The sequence below is a fragment of the Variovorax sp. Varisp41 genome, from assembly GCF_047325085.1.
Lineage (GTDB): Bacteria > Pseudomonadota > Gammaproteobacteria > Burkholderiales > Burkholderiaceae_C > Variovorax.
This window is the reverse complement of sequence record NZ_CP168540.1, coordinates 15,063-30,701: the sequence shown is the minus strand read 5'-3', so window position 1 is coordinate 30,701 and position 15,639 is coordinate 15,063. Positions and strand designations below refer to the sequence as shown.

The 15,639-nt window shown below is 71.4% G+C and carries 15 protein-coding genes; 9 read left to right on the top strand and 6 right to left on the bottom strand.

The features are described 5' to 3' along the window. Positions 1-10 precede the first annotated feature (10 nt). Both ACEN9J_RS00130 and ACEN9J_RS00125 read right to left on the bottom strand, forming a co-directional pair. The gene (locus ACEN9J_RS00130) at positions 11-1,204 is read right to left on the bottom strand and encodes an efflux RND transporter periplasmic adaptor subunit (protein ID WP_413762956.1); all 1,194 of its coding nucleotides are present in this window, start codon (positions 1,202-1,204) and stop codon (positions 11-13) included. 74 nt (positions 1,205-1,278) lie between these two features. Next, complete coding sequence (locus ACEN9J_RS00125) at positions 1,279-2,871, bottom strand: efflux transporter outer membrane subunit (RefSeq protein ID WP_413762955.1); 1,593 nt, start codon at positions 2,869-2,871, stop codon at positions 1,279-1,281. A gap of 212 nt (positions 2,872-3,083) precedes the next feature. Between ACEN9J_RS00125 and ACEN9J_RS00120 the strand changes: the two genes are divergently transcribed. Genes ACEN9J_RS00120 through ACEN9J_RS00110 form a run of 3 tightly spaced genes read left to right on the top strand, consistent with a single transcriptional unit; the run spans position 3,084 to position 6,077 of the window. Then, positions 3,084-3,809, top strand: a complete 726-nt coding sequence (locus ACEN9J_RS00120; protein WP_057596853.1) for a GntR family transcriptional regulator — start codon at positions 3,084-3,086, stop codon at positions 3,807-3,809. Further along, on the top strand, positions 3,806-4,678 hold the full coding sequence (locus ACEN9J_RS00115) for a phytanoyl-CoA dioxygenase family protein (RefSeq protein ID WP_057596854.1): 873 nt from the start codon (positions 3,806-3,808) through the stop codon (positions 4,676-4,678). Before ACEN9J_RS00120 ends, ACEN9J_RS00115 begins: the two co-directional genes overlap by 4 nt. A gap of 37 nt (positions 4,679-4,715) precedes the next feature. After that, positions 4,716-6,077 carry an NAD(P)H-dependent oxidoreductase gene (locus tag ACEN9J_RS00110; protein WP_261217175.1) on the top strand — a complete coding sequence of 454 codons (1,362 nt, stop codon included), beginning with the start codon at positions 4,716-4,718 and terminating at the stop codon, positions 6,075-6,077. 27 nt (positions 6,078-6,104) lie between these two features. Here the strand turns inward: ACEN9J_RS00110 and ACEN9J_RS00105 are convergent, their stop codons facing one another. Then, the gene (locus ACEN9J_RS00105) at positions 6,105-6,503 is read right to left on the bottom strand and encodes a nuclear transport factor 2 family protein (protein WP_057596856.1); all 399 of its coding nucleotides are present in this window, start codon (positions 6,501-6,503) and stop codon (positions 6,105-6,107) included. A gap of 185 nt (positions 6,504-6,688) precedes the next feature. On the opposite strand from ACEN9J_RS00105, the gene ACEN9J_RS00100 reads away from it, so the two are divergent. Then, positions 6,689-7,051 (top strand): YciI family protein, encoded by a 363-nt coding sequence (locus tag ACEN9J_RS00100; protein WP_057596857.1) that lies wholly within the window; start codon positions 6,689-6,691, stop codon positions 7,049-7,051. Between the two features lie 19 nt (positions 7,052-7,070). Further along, positions 7,071-8,303 carry an RNA polymerase sigma factor gene (locus ACEN9J_RS00095; RefSeq protein WP_413762954.1) on the top strand — a complete coding sequence of 411 codons (1,233 nt, stop codon included), beginning with the start codon at positions 7,071-7,073 and terminating at the stop codon, positions 8,301-8,303. 12 nt (positions 8,304-8,315) lie between these two features. Here ACEN9J_RS00095 and ACEN9J_RS00090 read toward each other — a convergent pair whose 3' ends face one another. Then, complete coding sequence (locus ACEN9J_RS00090) at positions 8,316-9,050, bottom strand: NUDIX hydrolase (RefSeq protein WP_261217183.1); 735 nt, start codon at positions 9,048-9,050, stop codon at positions 8,316-8,318. A gap of 132 nt (positions 9,051-9,182) precedes the next feature. On the opposite strand from ACEN9J_RS00090, the gene ACEN9J_RS00085 reads away from it, so the two are divergent. Both ACEN9J_RS00085 and ACEN9J_RS00080 read left to right on the top strand, forming a co-directional pair. Then, positions 9,183-9,752 (top strand): NADAR family protein, encoded by a 570-nt coding sequence (locus ACEN9J_RS00085; RefSeq protein WP_413762953.1) that lies wholly within the window; start codon positions 9,183-9,185, stop codon positions 9,750-9,752. A 4-nt stretch (positions 9,753-9,756) separates the two neighbouring features. Beyond that, a complete protein-coding gene (locus ACEN9J_RS00080; protein WP_413762952.1) occupies positions 9,757-10,671 on the top strand; it encodes an ADP-ribosylglycohydrolase family protein in 915 nt (304 codons plus the stop codon). Positions 10,672-10,679: 8 nt separating this feature from the next. Here the strand turns inward: ACEN9J_RS00080 and ACEN9J_RS00075 are convergent, their stop codons facing one another. Next, positions 10,680-11,141 carry an Lrp/AsnC family transcriptional regulator gene (locus ACEN9J_RS00075; protein ID WP_064262233.1) on the bottom strand — a complete coding sequence of 154 codons (462 nt, stop codon included), beginning with the start codon at positions 11,139-11,141 and terminating at the stop codon, positions 10,680-10,682. Between the two features lie 101 nt (positions 11,142-11,242). Between ACEN9J_RS00075 and ACEN9J_RS00070 the strand changes: the two genes are divergently transcribed. Both ACEN9J_RS00070 and ACEN9J_RS00065 read left to right on the top strand, forming a co-directional pair. Then, positions 11,243-13,513 carry an aminotransferase class V-fold PLP-dependent enzyme gene (locus tag ACEN9J_RS00070; protein ID WP_413762951.1) on the top strand — a complete coding sequence of 757 codons (2,271 nt, stop codon included), beginning with the start codon at positions 11,243-11,245 and terminating at the stop codon, positions 13,511-13,513. 76 nt (positions 13,514-13,589) lie between these two features. Beyond that, a complete protein-coding gene (locus ACEN9J_RS00065) occupies positions 13,590-14,144 on the top strand; it encodes a DsbC family protein (RefSeq protein WP_413762950.1) in 555 nt (184 codons plus the stop codon). On the opposite strand, the gene ACEN9J_RS00060 is transcribed toward ACEN9J_RS00065, so the two are convergent. Next, positions 14,141-15,583, bottom strand: coding sequence for a serine hydrolase domain-containing protein (locus tag ACEN9J_RS00060; protein WP_413762949.1), 1,443 nt, complete (start codon positions 15,581-15,583; stop codon positions 14,141-14,143). The two genes, ACEN9J_RS00065 and ACEN9J_RS00060, sit on opposite strands and share 4 nt — an antisense overlap. Positions 15,584-15,639 lie beyond the last annotated feature (56 nt).

Below are 15,639 nucleotides of genomic sequence, written 5' to 3'. Positions count from 1 at the left end.
GCGGACGGCCTCACTTTTCCTGCGGCGTCGGGTTCGGGCTGTTGGCCGGCTGGACGCTGTTGTCGACCTTCACCGGCGTGCCGTTCTTCAGCTTGTTCTGCCCGCTGCTCACCACCACCTGGCCGGCCTCCAGGCCCTTGACGATGGCGATCTGGTCGCCGCGCGTCGGGCCCGTCTCGACGAAGACCTGCTGCGCGACCAGCTGGTCGCCGCTCGGCGCGTTGGCATTGGCCGCCGGCGCGGCCGGCGCGGCGCCCGATGCGCCGGCCGCGGGCGCGGTCGCGGCCTTGAAGGCATCGGCCGTCTTCACCACGAACACGGTCGAGCCGTAGGGGTTGTAGGTGACGGCGGTGGACGGCAGCGTGAGCTGTTCGCGCGCGCCGCCGATGTCGATCTTCACGGTCGCGAACATGCCCGGCAGCAGTTGCTGCTTCGGGTTCGAGACGGTGGCCTGCACCTGCACGTTGCGCGTGGCGGCGTCCACCTTGGGGCTGATCGCATTGATCTTTCCGCTGAAGGCCTGGCCGGCGAAGGCATCGACCGCGAGATTCACCGCCTGGCCGACCGCGAGCCCCGCGAGCTGCTGCTGCGGCAGCGTGAAGTCGACGTAGATCGGGTCCAGCGTCTGCAGGGTGACCAGCTTGTCGCCCGCGTTCACGTACTGGCCCGGATTCAGCGCGGTGATGCCCAGGCGGCCCGCGAACGGCGCGCGGATCGACTTCTTCGCCACCAGCGCGGCCTGCTGCTCGACCTGCGCGCGCTTGGCCTTGAGGTCGTTGGTGTCGGCATCGATCTGCGCCTGGCTCACGGCCTGCACCGCGAGCTGCGCCTGGTCGCGCTTGAGCACGGTGGCGGCCTGCGCGGCGGCGGCCTCGGCCGCGTGCAGCTGGGCGATGTCGGAGTCGGCGTTGAGCTCGACCAGCAGCGCGCCGGCCTTCACGTCCTGCCCGGACTTGAAATGCACCTGGCGCACCAGCCCGGCCACCTCGGTGCCGAGGTCGGCGCCGCGCACCGGGTTCAGCGTGCCGACCGCGGAGAACTGGGACTGCCACTGCAGCTTCTGCACCTCGACCGTCGACACGGTCTGCGGGCCCGGCTTGGGCACGGCGGCAATCAACGCGCGGATCTGCAGGAACTTGCCGAGCGCCAGCGCGGCAACGACCAGCAGCACGCAGCCGATCATGATGATCATTCTCCGGGTCATGGGTAGGCTTCTCTTCGAGTTATGGATGAAGGGACGGGGTGCCGCGGCATGAGGTTTTCATGCCGCGGCGGGATTCAGTTCCGCGCCGGGGCGGATGCGGTGTCGGCGGCCGGGGCGATGGTCGCGTCGGCGAGTTCGCCGCGGTTCCACCAGCCGCCGCCCAGCGCCTGGAACAGCGCGGCGGTGTCGGCATGGCGCGCGGCCTGGGCCTGCACCAGCGCGGTGTGCGTCTGCAGCCAGGCCTGCTGCGCGGTCAGCAGCTGCACGTAGCTGACGGCACCGGCGCGGAACTGCGCGGTCGCCAGGTCGAGCGACTGCCTGGCGAGCGACTCGGCCGTGGCCTGGGTCTGCAGCGCCGTGGCATCGAGCTCGAGCGCGCGCAGCGCATCGGCCACGTTCTGGAAGGCACCGAGCACGGTGTCGCGGTATTGCGCCGCGGCCGCGTCGTAGGCCGCGACCGCCGCGCGCTTCTGCGCGCGCAGCGTGCCGCCATCGAAGATCGGCTGCGCGAGCGCAGCGCCCACGCTCCAGAAATCGGTGGCCGAGCGGAACAGGTCGCGCGAGCGCGTGGCGCTGCTGCCGTAGCTGCCGGTGAGGTTGAACTTGGGATAGAGGTTGGCCGTGGCCACGCCGATCTGGGCGCTGGCCGCGTGCAGCCGGGCCTCGCTGGCGCGCACGTCGGGCCGCTGGCGCGCGAGCTCGGAGGGCAGCGACAGTGGCAGCTCGGCCGGCAGGTTCAGGCTCGCGAGATCGAACTCGGGCAGCCCGGCCTCGCTCGGCAGCCGGCCCGCGTAGACCGCGAGCTGGTGGCGCGTCTGCGCGAGCGACTTCTCGATCGCCGGGATCGTGGCCAGCGTCTGCGCGACCTGGGTGCGCTGCTGCAGCACGGTCGACTTCGGGATGGCGCCGGTGTCGAACTGCTTTTCGATCACGTCGAGCTGCTGCTGCTGCGCCTGCAGCACCTCGCGCGTGGCCTGCAGCTGCGCGCGCAGCGCGGCCTCGCGGATCGCCGTGGTCACGAGGTTGCCGGTCAGGGTCAGGTAGACCGCCTCGACCTGGTAGCCCTGCGCCTCGAGCGTGGCCTGCGCGCCCTCGAGCGCGCGGCGGTTGCCGCCGAAGACGTCGAGCGCATAGCTGACGTTGACCTGGGCGTTGTAGAGCGTGAGCAGCTGGCCGCCGGGCACCTGCGTCGTGACCTGCGAGGCGCGCTCGCGCGTGCCGCCCAGCGAGCCGTTGACCTGGGGCCACAGCAGGCTGCCCGACTGGGCCTCGTAGTTGGCCTGGGCCTGGCGCAAGGTGGCCTGGGCCGAGGCCAGCGTGGGGCTCTGCGCGAGCGCGTCGCGGATCAGGCGGTCGAGCGGCTCGGAACGGAACACGGCCCACCACTGCGCGGGAATGTCCCGGCCCGGCAGCAGTTGCTGCGACTGGCCGCCCGGAACCGGCGCCTGCGCGGTGCGCCCGGGCATCGGCGAGGCCGTGTAATCGGCGCCCTGCGCGGCGGCCGGCAGGCCCGGCGTCTTGAAGTCGGGGCCGAGCGTGCAGGCGCTCAGCAGCAGGGCCGCTCCCAGGACGGCACCCTGGCGGGGCCAGGCTGCGCGACTGCGCGCGGGGCCGGCCGGCGAGGCGTGGCGGGGGTCCTGCGTTGCTTTGTTGTCTTGGTTTTGCATTGGGCGAGGGTTGTACACCCGGAAGGTCGCGAAAAGCTGACCTGAAAAGAAAGAAAGAAAGAAAGGAAAGACCCGTCGAAATCGGGCTGGATTGTGTGGCCGGGCGTTACGCGAGCATTGCGGGTGCTACCGGCCACGCCGGTGAAAACCCTAGCTGCGCAACCGCGCCGGATTCCGTACTCTGTATACAGAGTTCAGAAACGGAGTCGCCCATGCCCGCCCAGCTCGTCAGCATCGAGGTCGCGCCCGACCTCGTCGACCAGGTGTACCGCGCCCTGCTCGGCGCGATCAGCAGCGGCGAGCTCGCGCCCGGCGAGCGGCTCACGCAGGAGGACATCGCGCAGCGGCTCGCGGTGTCGCGCCAGCCGGTGCTGCAGGCGCTGCGGCTGCTCAAGAAGGACGGCTTCGTGCACGACGCGCCAGGCCGCGGCGTGCTGGTGGCGCCGCTCGACGCCGACTGGATGCGCAAGGTCTACCAGGTGCGCGGCGCGCTCGACGTGCTGGCCGCGCGGCTCGCGGCCGCCGAGCGCTTTCGCATCGACCCCGAGCTGATGGAGCGCGGGCGCCGCGCCGCGGGCGGGCGCGACGTCGAGGCCATGATCGATGCCGACATGGCCTTCCACCAGGCCATCTACGCGGCCTCGGGCAATCCGCTGATCGCGCAGAGCGCCGACCAGCACTGGCGCCACCTGCGCCGCGCGATGGGCGCGGTGCTGCAGGCCGAGCCGCAGCGCGAGTCGCTGTGGGACGAACACGAGGCCATCGCGGCCGCCATCGCCGCGGGCGATGCCGGCGAGGCCGCGCGCCTGAGCGAGGAGCACGTGGCGCAGGCCAGCGAGGCGCTGGGCCGGCGCCTGGCCGAGCAGCTCGCGCGCGCATCCACCCCCTCTTCCCCGATCCCTTCCCACCCACGCACGACCCAAGGAGACACCGCATGAAGCTGACCCCCGAGCAACGCGCGCAGTTCGAGCGCGACGGCTACCTGTTCTTTCCCGGCCATTTCTCCCCCGAGGAGACCCGCGTGCTGACCGACGCGGTGCCCGAGCTCTACGGCCGCCGCGAGGCCTTCAACGTGCGCGAGAAGGGCTCGGACGCGGTGCGCACGAACTTCGCGGCCCACCTCTACAGCGAGCCCTTCGCGAAGCTCGCGCGCCATCCGCGCATGGTGGGCCCGGTGCGCGACCTCTTCGAGGAGGAGGTCTACATGCACCAGTTCAAGATCAACGGCAAGATGGCCTTCGAGGGCGACGTCTGGCAATGGCACCAGGACTACGGCACCTGGCTCAACGACGACCTGATGCCGACCGAGCGCGCGATGAACGTCGCGATCTTTCTCGACGACGTGAACGAGCACAACGGCCCGCTGATGTTCATCCCGGGCAGCCACCGCAAGGGCGTGGTCGACGCGAAGCACGACCTCACGACCACCAGCTACCCGCTGTGGACGGTCGACAACGCGCTGATCCGCCAGCTGGTGGATCGCGCCGGCGGCAAGGACGGCGGCATCGTCTCGCCCAAGGGCCCGGCCGGCTCGATGATCCTGTTCCACAGCTGCCTGGTGCATGCCTCGGGCAGCAACCTGTCGCCGTTCAACCGCGTGGCGGTCTACCTGAGCCTGTGCGCGGTCAGCAACCACATCCGCCGCCACAAGCGTCCCGAGTACATCGCGCACCGCGACTTCGCGCCGATAGCGATGCTGCCCGACGACTGCCTGCTTAAGCCCTACCCGGTCGACCTGCCGTGGAAGAACGGCCTGCCCGAGAGCGCGCTGCGCACCTCGACCGAGACGCTCGAGGCCGTCGCCTGACCCCGCCCAGAAGAACCACCGAGACAAGACCCCTTCCATGAGCCTCCACCAGAAACTCCAGCAGCGCGCCGCCGAAGGCCGCCCGATCCGCATCGGCCTGATCGGCGCCGGCAAGTTCGGTTCCATGTACCTCGCGCAGATCCCGCGCACGCCGGGCGTGCAGTTGGTCGCGATCGCCGACCTCTCGCCCGCGGCCGCGCGCGTCAACCTCGAGCGCGTGGGCTGGGAGGCCGCGCGCGCCAACGCAACGTCGGTGCAGGAAGCGCTGAAGTCCGGCGCCACCTGGATCACCGAGGACTGGCAGGCCGTGACGCGCGAGCCTTCGATCGACATCGTGGTCGAGTGCACCGGCAACCCCGTGGCCGCGGTCGACCACTGCCTCGACGCCTTCGCGCACGGCAAGCACGTGGTCAACGTGACGGTCGAGGCCGATGCCTTCTGCGGCCCGCTGCTGGCGCGCCGCGCGCAGCAGGCGGGCGTGGTCTATTCGCTGGCCTTCGGCGACCAGCCCGCGCTGATCTGCGACCTGGTGGACTGGGCCCGCACCTGCGGCTTCCCGGTGGTGGCGGCCGGGCGCGGCCACAAGTGGCTGCCGCACTTCAGCGAATCCACGCCCGAGACCGTCTGGGGCAACTACGGCCTCACGCCCGAGCAGGCGCGGCGCGGCGGGCTCAACCCGAAGATGTTCAACAGCTTCCTCGACGGCTCCAAGCCCTCGATCGAGAGCTCGGCCGTGGCCAATGCCACCGGGCTGGGCGTGCCCTCCGACGGCCTGCTCTATCCGCCGGCCAGCGTGGAGGACATCCCGTTCGTGACCCGTCCGCGCGACGAAGGCGGCGTGCTCGAGCGCAAGGGCATGGTCGAGGTGGTCTCCTCGCTCGAGGCCGACGGCCGCAGGATCCCCTACGACATCCGCATGGGCGTGTGGGTCACGGTCGAGGCCGAGACCGACTACATCAAGAACTGCTTCGAGGAATACAACGCCCACACCGACCCGAGCGGGCGCTACTTCACGCTCTACAAGCGCTGGCACCTGATCGGGCTCGAGGTCGGCCTGTCGGTCGCGAGCGTGGCGCTGCGCGGCGAACCCACGGGCGTGGCCACCTGCTGGAACGCCGACGTGGTCGCCACCGCCAAGCGCGACCTCGCGCCCGGCGAGCTGCTCGACGGCGAAGGCGGCTACACGGTCTGGGGCAAGCTGCTGCCGGCCGAGCGCTCGCTGCGCATCGGCGGCCTGCCGCTGGGGCTGGCGCACGGCATCAAGCTGGTGCGCCCGGTACGCAAGGGCCAGAGCCTGACCTGGGCCGACGTGGCGATGGACACCGGCACCCACGCCTTCAAGCTGCGCAGCGAACTCGAGGCGATGTTCGCGCCGAAGGAACAGGCCCGGGCGGCCTGAACCCGACCCACATCACGACGGCGCGGCTCAGCCCGCGTCCGCCACCGGCAGGTAGACCTCGTGCCACAGCACGACCTTGCCGAGCGCATCGAAGCGCAGCAGCAGCATCGCGTCGAAGTGGTCGACCGCGCCCGCGGTCCGCTCGACGCGCGCGCGCATCGCGAGCACCACCGACTCCTCGTCCGCCACCGCGTGGCTCACGCGGTAGTCGATGCGCGCGATCGTGGCGCGAAAGCCGTTCAGGAACGCCAGGTAGTTGTCGTGGTCGGCATCGTGGCGGCGGCCGTTGGCCTCGACCACGAAGCGCGGCGCGAAGCGTTCGGCGATCAGCGCCTGCGTGAGCGCGGTGTCGGCGCGCAGGTTCTTCCTGTTCCAGTCCAGCAGTTCGTGCGCCCGGCGCAGGTTGTCGTCGCGTGTCATCGGCATCGGTCGATTCTGCCTCGGGCGACCGGCCCGGCCGGCCAGCGCCATGCTGAAGGTCGGGGCGACCGCCATTGCGCTGCCGGCCGCGTCGTAAAAGAATATGCAACTCGCTGTCGAAATGCCGGTCAGCCAGCCGTCATTGGTGTGAGCGATCTTGCTCGATCCGCTTTTCACGACGGAGTTGCACCATGCAGTACATGCTTTTGTTCTATCAGACGCCTGCCGAATTCGAGCAGCGCGACGATGCGTCCGCCCAGGCCCGGCGCGCGAGCTGGGTGGCCTACGCCGACGCGGTGCGCCAGTCGGGCCTCGCGCTCGGCGGCCACGGCCTGATGCCGCCGATGACCGGCACCACCCTGCGCATCCGCGGCGACAGGCGCCAGGTGCAGGACGGCCCCTTCGCCGACACCAAGGAGCAGCTCGGCGGCTACTTCGTGATCGACGTGCCCGACCTCGACGCCGCGCTCGAATGGGCCGCGCGCGCGCCCTGCGCCGCCACCGGCGGCGTGGAAGTCCGTCCGGCCTTCACCGCCAGCGCCCAGGGCGGTTGAGACCGCCGGGGCACGCGCCATGAACGACACGGCCGCCCGCGAGGCTGCCGAGCGAGCGGCCCGCCAGTCCTATGGCCGGCTGCTCGCGATCCTTTCGGCACGCACGCACGACATCGCCGGCTCCGAGGACGCGCTGGCCGATGCCTTCGCGCGCGCGCTCGAGCGCTGGCCCGCCGATGGCGTGCCCGAGCGTCCCGACGCCTGGCTGCTGAGCGTCGCGCGCAACCGCCGGCTCGACGCCTGGCGCCACACCCGCGTGCAGGACGACGCCACCCAGACCCTGCTGCTGCTGGCAGGCGAGATGGACACCGCCGAGGCCGAGGGCCATGCCGTGCCCGACGACCGGCTGCGCCTGTTCTTCGTCTGCGCCCATCCGGCCATCGACGCCGCCGCGCGCACGCCGCTGATGCTGCAGACCGTGCTGGGCCTCGATGCCGCGCGCATGGCCGGCGCCTTCCTCACCTCGCCCGCCACCTTGAGCCAGCGGCTGGTGCGCGCCAAGACACGCATCCGCAACGCGCGCATCCCCTTCGAGTACCCGCAGGCTCGCGAGCTGCCGCAGCGACTGCAGGACGTGCTCGACGGCATCTATGCCGCCTACGGCACCGGCTGGGACGACGTCGACGGCGCCGATGCGCGGCCCGACGGCCTCACCACCGAGGCCATCGACCTCGGCCGCATCCTCTGCGCGCTGATGCCCGAGGAGCCCGAGCCGCTGGGCCTGCTCGCGCTGATGCTGTTCTGCGAGAGCCGCGCCGAGGCGCGCCGCAGCGACAGCGGGGCCTACGTGCCGCTCGACCAGCAGGATCCGGCGCGCTGGAATCCAGACCTGCTCGCCGAGGCCGAGGCCTGCCTGCGCCGCGCCTCGGCCATGCAGCGCCTGGGCGCCTACCAGCTCGAGGCCGCGATCCAGTCGGCGCACTGCGAGCGCCGCGTCGGCGCGCCGGTGCCGCCCGAGGCGCTGGTGTCGCTGTACGAAGGCCTGCTCGCGCTGCGGCCCAGCATCGGCGCGCAGGTGAGCCTGGCCTGCGCGCTCGCCAACGCGCGCGGACCCGACGCCGGCCTGCGCACGCTCGATGCGATCCCGCCCGACGAGGTCGCGAACTACCAGCCCTTCTGGGCCGCGCGCGCGCACCTGCTGGCGGCCGGCGGCGCGCGCGCCGCGGCGCGCCAGGCCTACGAGCGCGCGATCGGCCTCGCGAGCAGCGCGGCGGTGCGCACCTACCTCGGGGCGATGATGCTGCGCCTGTGAGGTGCGGCGCGCTCAGCCCGCGTCGGGCCGGGCATTGAAGGTGCGCGGGAACAGCGCCGCCCGCGAACGGTCGCGCAGCCGGTAGCGCATCGCCGGGCGCCCCGCCCCGCCCGCGAGCATGCCGGCCTCCTCCATGAAGCCGCCGTCGAGCATGCGCTTGCGGAACGCGCTCTTGTCGACCGGGCGCCCGAGCACGACCTCATAGGTGTGCTGCAGCGCCGGCAGCGTGAACGGCTCCTCGAGCAGGAAGGCCGGCAGCGAGGTGTATTCAACCTTGCTGCGCAGCCGCGCCACCGCCGCCGCGAGCAGCTCGCCATGGTCGAAGGCCAGCCGCTTGCGCAGCGCCGCCTCGACCTCGAACCACGCCACCTCGGCCGCGTTGGCGCCACCGCGCAGCTGCATCGCCTGCGCCGGGATCAGCGCATAGAAGCAATGCGTGGCCGACCAGCCGCGCGGATCGCGCTTCGCCCCGCCCCAGCTGCCGAGCTGCTCGAGGTAGGGCGTGACCACGCCAGTCTTCTCGCGCAGCTTGCGCAGCGCGCAGTCGAGCAGCGTGGCGTCCTCGTCGACGTTCACGAAGCCGCCCGGCAGCGCCCAGCGTCCTGGATAGGGCTCGGCGCTGTCGGCGGGGCGACGCACCAGCAGCACCTGCAGCGCGTCGTCGAGCACGGTGAACATCGCCACGTCGACGGTGACGAGGGGGCGGGGAAAGTCGAGCGAGGATGGGGAAGAAGAGGGCTTGCTCACGCGGGCTTGACGTTCGGATGATTAGTTGTACTATACAACCTTCAATTTGTTGTACTGAACAACTAATTAACCGAGCACTGGCCAACCTCTGCCGACGAGGCGAAAACGGCAGTCCCCAGAGATGAGAACGGGATGAAGAAGATGACCGACACCACCCTCCACCGCGCCGCCCTGATCGAGCGCATCGCCCAGGGCTTCGAACCCCGCTACCCGCTGTTCTGGGGCCACCAGCCCGAGAAGGACGGCAGCGCCGGCAAGGGCTGCTTCAGCCAGTGGTTCGAGGCGCCGTTCGAGATCGAGGGCGTGCGATACGCGACGGCCGAGCACTTCATGATGGCCGGCAAGGCGCGGCTTTTCGGCGACACCGAGGTCCTGGGCCAGGTGCTCGCCGCGCGCACGCCGGCCGAGGCCAAGAAGCTGGGCCGCGCGGTGCGCGGTTTCGACGACGCCGCATGGACTAACGCGGCCTTCGACCTGGTCGTGCAGGGCAACCTCGCGAAGTTCTCGCAGCATGCGGCGATGGGCGAGTTCCTGTTGCGCACCGGCGAGCAGGTGCTGGTGGAAGCCAGCCCCTACGACGCGATCTGGGGCATCGGCATGGCCGCGAGCCATGCCGACGCACGCGAGCCGGCGCGCTGGCGCGGCCAGAACCTGCTGGGCTTCGCGCTGATGGCCGTGCGCGACCGACTGCGGGCGGGTTGAAATCATGACGACCTCGACGGAAGACCGCTTCCGCGGCGCCCTGCTCGGCCTGGCCTGCGGCGACGCCGTCGGCACGCGCGTGGAATTCAGCCCGCGCGGCAGCTTCGTGCCCGTCACCGGCATGCAGGGCGGCGGGCCCTTCGGCCTCGCGCCCGGCGAATGGACCGACGACACCTCGATGGCGCTGTGCCTCGCGGCCAGCCTGGTCCATTGCCGCGGCTTCGATGCCGTCGACCAGATGAACCGCTACTGCAACTGGCGCAGCGTGGGCTACATGAGCAGCAACGGGCGCTGCTTCGACATCGGCATCACGGTGTCGAACGCGCTGTCGCGCTACCTCGCGAGCGGCGATCCCTTCGCGGGCGATCCCGATCCGCGCACCGCCGGCAACGGCGCGCTGATGCGGCTCGCGCCGGTCGCGATGTTCGGCGTGGCCGATGCGCCCGCGCTGCTGCGGCTTGCCGCCGACAGCACGCGCACCACGCACGGCGCGGCCGAAGCCATCGCCTGCTCGCGCCTGTTCGCGCTGCAGCTGCAGGCCGCGCTGCGCGGCGAGAACAAGGCGTCGATCCTCGCGCCGCGCGACCTCGGCGAAGCACCGAGCCCCGGCGTGGCCGCGCTCGCGGCCGGCCGCTGGCGCGACAAGCCGCGCGATGCGATCAAGGGCTCGGGCTATTGCGTGGAATCGCTCGAGGCGGCGCTGTGGTGCTTCGCGCAGGCCGACTCCTTCGAGGAAGCGATCCTCGCGGCCGCCAACCTCGGCGACGACGCCGACACCACGGCCGCGATCTGCGGCCAGCTCGCGGGCGCGTTTCATGGCGTGGCGGGCATTCCGGCGCCATGGCTGGCCACGCTCGCGATGCGCGACGAGATCGACGCGATGGCGCGCGCGCTGTTCGCGCTCGCCCACCCGGCCTGATCCCTTCGCTATTGCGCGTACGACAGCGGCAGCGCGGTCGTGAACTTGATCTCCTCCATCGCGAAGCTGGAACTGACGTCGAACAGCTCGGTGTCGGCGATCAGCCGCTTGTAGACCTTGTCGTAGGCCGCGATGTCGGGCACCACCACGCGCAGCAGGTAGTCGATCTCGCCGCTCATGCGATAGAACTCGACGATCTCGGGGATCACGTCGACCACGGCCTTGAAGCGATCGAACCAGGCCTGCGTGTGGGTGCTGGTGCGCACGGCGACGAACACCGTCACGCCGACGTTGACCTTCTGCGGATCGACCAGCATCACGTTGCGCGTGATCACGCCGGCTTCCTTGAGCCGCTGGATGCGGCGCCAGCACGGCGTCTGAGACAGGCCGACCTGGCTCGCGAGATCTGCGATCTGGCGCCCGGCGTCGAGCTGCAGCAGCTCGAGAATCTTTCTGTCTATGGCGTCCAATTTTATTTTTGCCATGAAAAATAGAATTTGATTCTCAAAAATCAGGGAAATCGAGTCTACAACGCAAGCCTTTTCCTGTCGCGGCTTCGCAGAATCGAGGCATGGACATCTACCTCGACGCCAACGCCACCACCCCCGTTCTGCCCCAGGCCCGCGAGGCCGCGCTGGCCGCCATGGCCGGCGATTTCGGCAACCCCAGCAGCATCCACAACACCGGCCTCAAGGCCCGGGCGCTGATGGACGCGGTGCGCGAGCGCGCCCGCCGCGCGATCGGCGCGCCCACGGGGCGGCTGCTGTTCCTCAGCGGCGCGACCGAGGGCATCCAGACCGCCGTGCTGTCGGCTCTGAACGCGCTGCGCGCGCGGCGCCAGGCCGGCGAGAGCGTGCCCGAGCTGCTGCTCTACGGCGCGACCGAGCACAAGGCCGTGCCCGAGGCGCTGCGCCACTGGAACGCGCTGCTGGGCCTCGACCTCGAGGTGCTGGCGATTCCCGTGGGCCGCAACGGCCGCCACGACCTCGACTGGCTGCGCGCGCACGCGCCGCGCGCCGGCATGGTCTGCACCATGGCCGCCAACAACGAGACCGGCGTGGTCAGCGACCTCGACGGCATCGCGGCCGCGCTGGTCTGCAGCCCGGCGCTGTGGATGGTCGACAGCGTGCAGGCGCTCGGCAAGCTGCCGCTGCGCCTGGGCGAGCGACCGATCGACTACGCGCCCTTCTCGGGCCACAAGCTCTACGCGCCCAAGGGCATCGGCCTGCTCTACGTGCGCGAGGGCGCGCCCTTCACGCCGCTGATGGCCGGCGGCGGCCAGGAGGATTCGCTGCGCTCGGGCACCGAGAACATGTCAGGCATCGCCGCGCTCGGCGCGGTGCTGGGCGCGTTGGAGGAAGGCTTCACCTTCCGCCGCGCCGACGCGCTCGCGGCCTGCCGCGACCGCCTGGCCGCCGCGCTGGCCGAGGCCTTCCCGGGCCTGGTCTTCAATGCGCCGAGCGCGCTGTGTCTGCCGACCACGCTGAACTTCTCGGTGCCGGGCCTGAGCTCCAAGCTGCTGCTGGACCTGTTCGACGCGGCCGACATGCGCGTGAGCGGCGGCTCGGCCTGCGGTGCCTCGAAGGCCCGGCCCAGCTACGTGCTCGAGGCGATGGGTCTGCCCGCCTGGCAGACCGCGTCGGCGGTGCGGCTGTCCTTCGGTCCTGCCAGCGACGATGCCTTCATCGACGAGGCCTGCGCGCGCATCCGCGCCTGCGGCGAGTCGCTGCGCCAGAGCTGCCTGGGCCCGGTGCCGCAGAACCAGGCGCAGCCACCCGAGCGCCTGACCCGCTTCGTGGTGGACGGCGCCTGCTGCTACCTGCTGGCCGATGACCAGAGCCGGCGCTGCGTGGTCATCGATCCGCTGCCCGAACTGAACGCGCAGCTGACCCAGTGGCTGGGCTGCCACGGCTACACGCTGGCGGCCGTGCTCGACACCCACAGCCATGGCGACCATGCCTCCTCGGGGCCCGAACTGCGTGCCGCCGTGCCGGCGCATCAGCTGGAGGCGGGCGCGGTGGATGCGCTCGGCTGGCCCGAAGGCGCGACGCAGATCGCGCTCGGCGCGCTGCGCCTCACGCGGCTGGCCGTGCCGGGCCACACCGCCGACTCCACCGTCTACCTGCTGCGCGACGCCAAGGGGCTGCGCCTGGCCTTCGTCGGCGACACCGTGATGCCCGGCGCGCTGGGCCGCAGCGATTTCGCGCAGAGCCGGCCGCTGGCCTTCGGCCCGTCCCTGCTGAAGCTGCAGCGCGCCCTCAAGCCCGACACGCTGCTGCTGCCGGGCCACGACTACGACGACCGCTTCGCGAGCACGCTGGTCACCGAGCGCATGGCCCAGCCGCTGCTCGACGACGTGCTCGACGGCCACCTCGACGCGCAGGGCTTCGCGAGCGCGAAGGCGGCGCTCGAGCGCGACCTCGGGCTCACCGAATACCGGACCATGGCCTGCGGCGCGCGGGTCGACCGCTGCGCCGGCAGCGGCACGCCCGAGCTGTCGCCCGAGGCCTCGGCCGCGCTGCTGCGCAAGCATCCGGGCCTGCTGCTGGTCGACGTGCGCGAACCCTACGAGCAGCGGCTCGGCCAGCCCGGCGTGCTCGATGCCGCGCGGCGCCAGGCCGTGCCGCTCTCGCGGCTGCTCAACGCCCTGCCCGACTGGCTGGCGCTGCCGGGCGAAACGCCGATCCTGTTCTTCTGCCGCAGCGGCAACCGCAGCGCGCAGGCGGCGCGCGCGCTGCGCCGCCTCGGCCATGCGCAGGCCTGGAGCCTCGCGGGCGGTCTCGCGCTGTGGCCGCGCCATGCCGCGGACGAAGTGCGCACCCTGCACGACGCAGTGCACTGATGCGCGCGCGGTCCGGGAACCTTCGCCGCGCGCCCGAACCGCATTCACGCTCACAACGATGTCAGGGACCGTCTCGATGAACCTTCGCCGCCGCCTTCTGCTCGCCACCTGCACCTGGGGCGCCACCGCCACCATGGTCCATGCCCAGACGCGGCGCGACGATGTCGCGGGCCGCTTCAAGAAGCTCGAGGGCTTCCGGTTCGACCAACTGCCGCTGCAGGACGCGATCACGCTGGTCCACGGCAATGGCAAGCGCCGCATCGCGGTGTTCTCCGATCCGCGCTGCGGCCACTGCCAGCGCGTCGACAAGGACCTGAAGGCGATCGGCAACGTCACCGTCCATGTCTTCCTCTACCCGGTGCTCGGCGAGGAATCGGTGGCCAAGGCACGCAACATCCTCTGCAGCGCCCGGCCGGCCCGCAACTGGGAGCAATGGATCGAGAAGGGCATCGACCCCGGCGCGCCCGCGGGCCGTTGCGATGCCTCGCCGCTGCAGCGCAACGCGGCGCTCGGCAGGCGCTACGACGTGAGCGGCACGCCCACGCTGATCTTCGGCGACGGCACGCGCGTGCCGGGCGCGATACGGGCGGCGTGGATCGAGCAGTTGCTCGACGCCGCCGAGCGCCCTTAGTCCACCAGCGCGGCTTCGCGCACGCGCCGCCCGGCGACCTGCGCGCCGCCCTGCGACAGCGTCACGCCCACCACCTGCCCGCCCTCGCGCTGGAACACGACCTGCGCGCCGATCTCGCCCACCGTGAAGCGGTCGGTGCCGATCGGCTTGAGCGGGTTGTAGCCACGGCCGCTCTCGCGCACCAGCAGGCGGCCGCTGCGTACCGTGAAGTCCAGCGACTTGGAGGGGGTGACGCGGTACTCGCCGCGGTACTCGGCCAACTTGTCGGCATCGACCGGCACCTCGACCGTGGGCGCCGGATAGCGGCTCTTGCCGATCGCCAGCATCACGCGCTGCAGCGGCGCGCGCGTGTTGCTGCTCAGGAGGATCATGGCCTCGCCGGTGTCGGGCGCGAGCATCCACAGGGTGCGGTAGCCCTCGGTGACGCCCGCGTGGTAGTAGGTGCGGCGAGCGCCCTCGGTGCCGCGCACCATCACCGCATAGGCGATCTCGGCGCCCTCGTAGCTGGCGAGCGGCGTGAGCAGGCGCACGGCGGCCGGTCCGAACGGGCCGCTGGCGCCGGCAAGGATGGCGCGGCTGAAGACCATCATGTCGGCCGCGGTCGAACGCAGCGCCGCGATCGGCGCATAGGCCTTCATGTCGAGCAGCGACTGGCGCCGGTCGCCCGCGAAGGCCGGCGCCATGCGCGAGGCCTTGTCGCCGAGCAGGATCACGGTGTCGTTCATGCCCAGCGGCTCGGTGATGCGCGCGCGCACCAGTTCGCTCCAGGTCGTGTGGTAGCGGTCGGCCACCAGCAGGCCGACCAGCGCCATGCCGTAGTTGCTGTACGCGCCCGCGCAGGGCGGCGCGGCGCCCAGCAGCTTGATGCGCGGCAGCGCGTCGTAGAGCTCCTGGCGTTCGAAGGCGCGCATCTGCGAGGCCAGCGCCGGGCCGCCGGTCACGCCGTCGGCCATCACCGGCATGCAGCCGGTATGGGTCACCAGCTGACGCAGCGTGACCGAGGCCACCGCCGGCGACAGCGGTGCCTTGATCTTGCCGGCCATCAGCTGGCCCAGGTTGTCGTCGAGCTTCATGTCGCCGCGCTCCACCGCCTGCGCGAGCAGCAGGCCGGTGAAGACCTTGGTGACCGAGCCGATCTCGAACATCGGCTGCTCGGCGCTCTCGGCCGAGAGCGCGCGCGGCGCGGGCGGCTCGGGGTTGTAGGCCGCGCCGTAGCTGGCCTTGCCGCCGCGCAGCAATCCCACCACCACGGTGCCGCGCTCGCTGCCGAGCGCGGTGCGCGCGATCAGGGCCGGATCGCTCGCGAGCGAGAGCGCCGCGCCGGGCGGCGACTGCGCGACGGCCGGGGCGACCAGCACCATCGACAACACGGACAGCAGCGCCAGGCGCCGCAGCGAGGCAGGGGCGCCGCAGCGCGGACCGCGGGAGAAAAGCCGCATCGTCGATTCCTCGATCAGGGACACAGGCCCGGATGGTGCCACGCCACGAAGGCCTT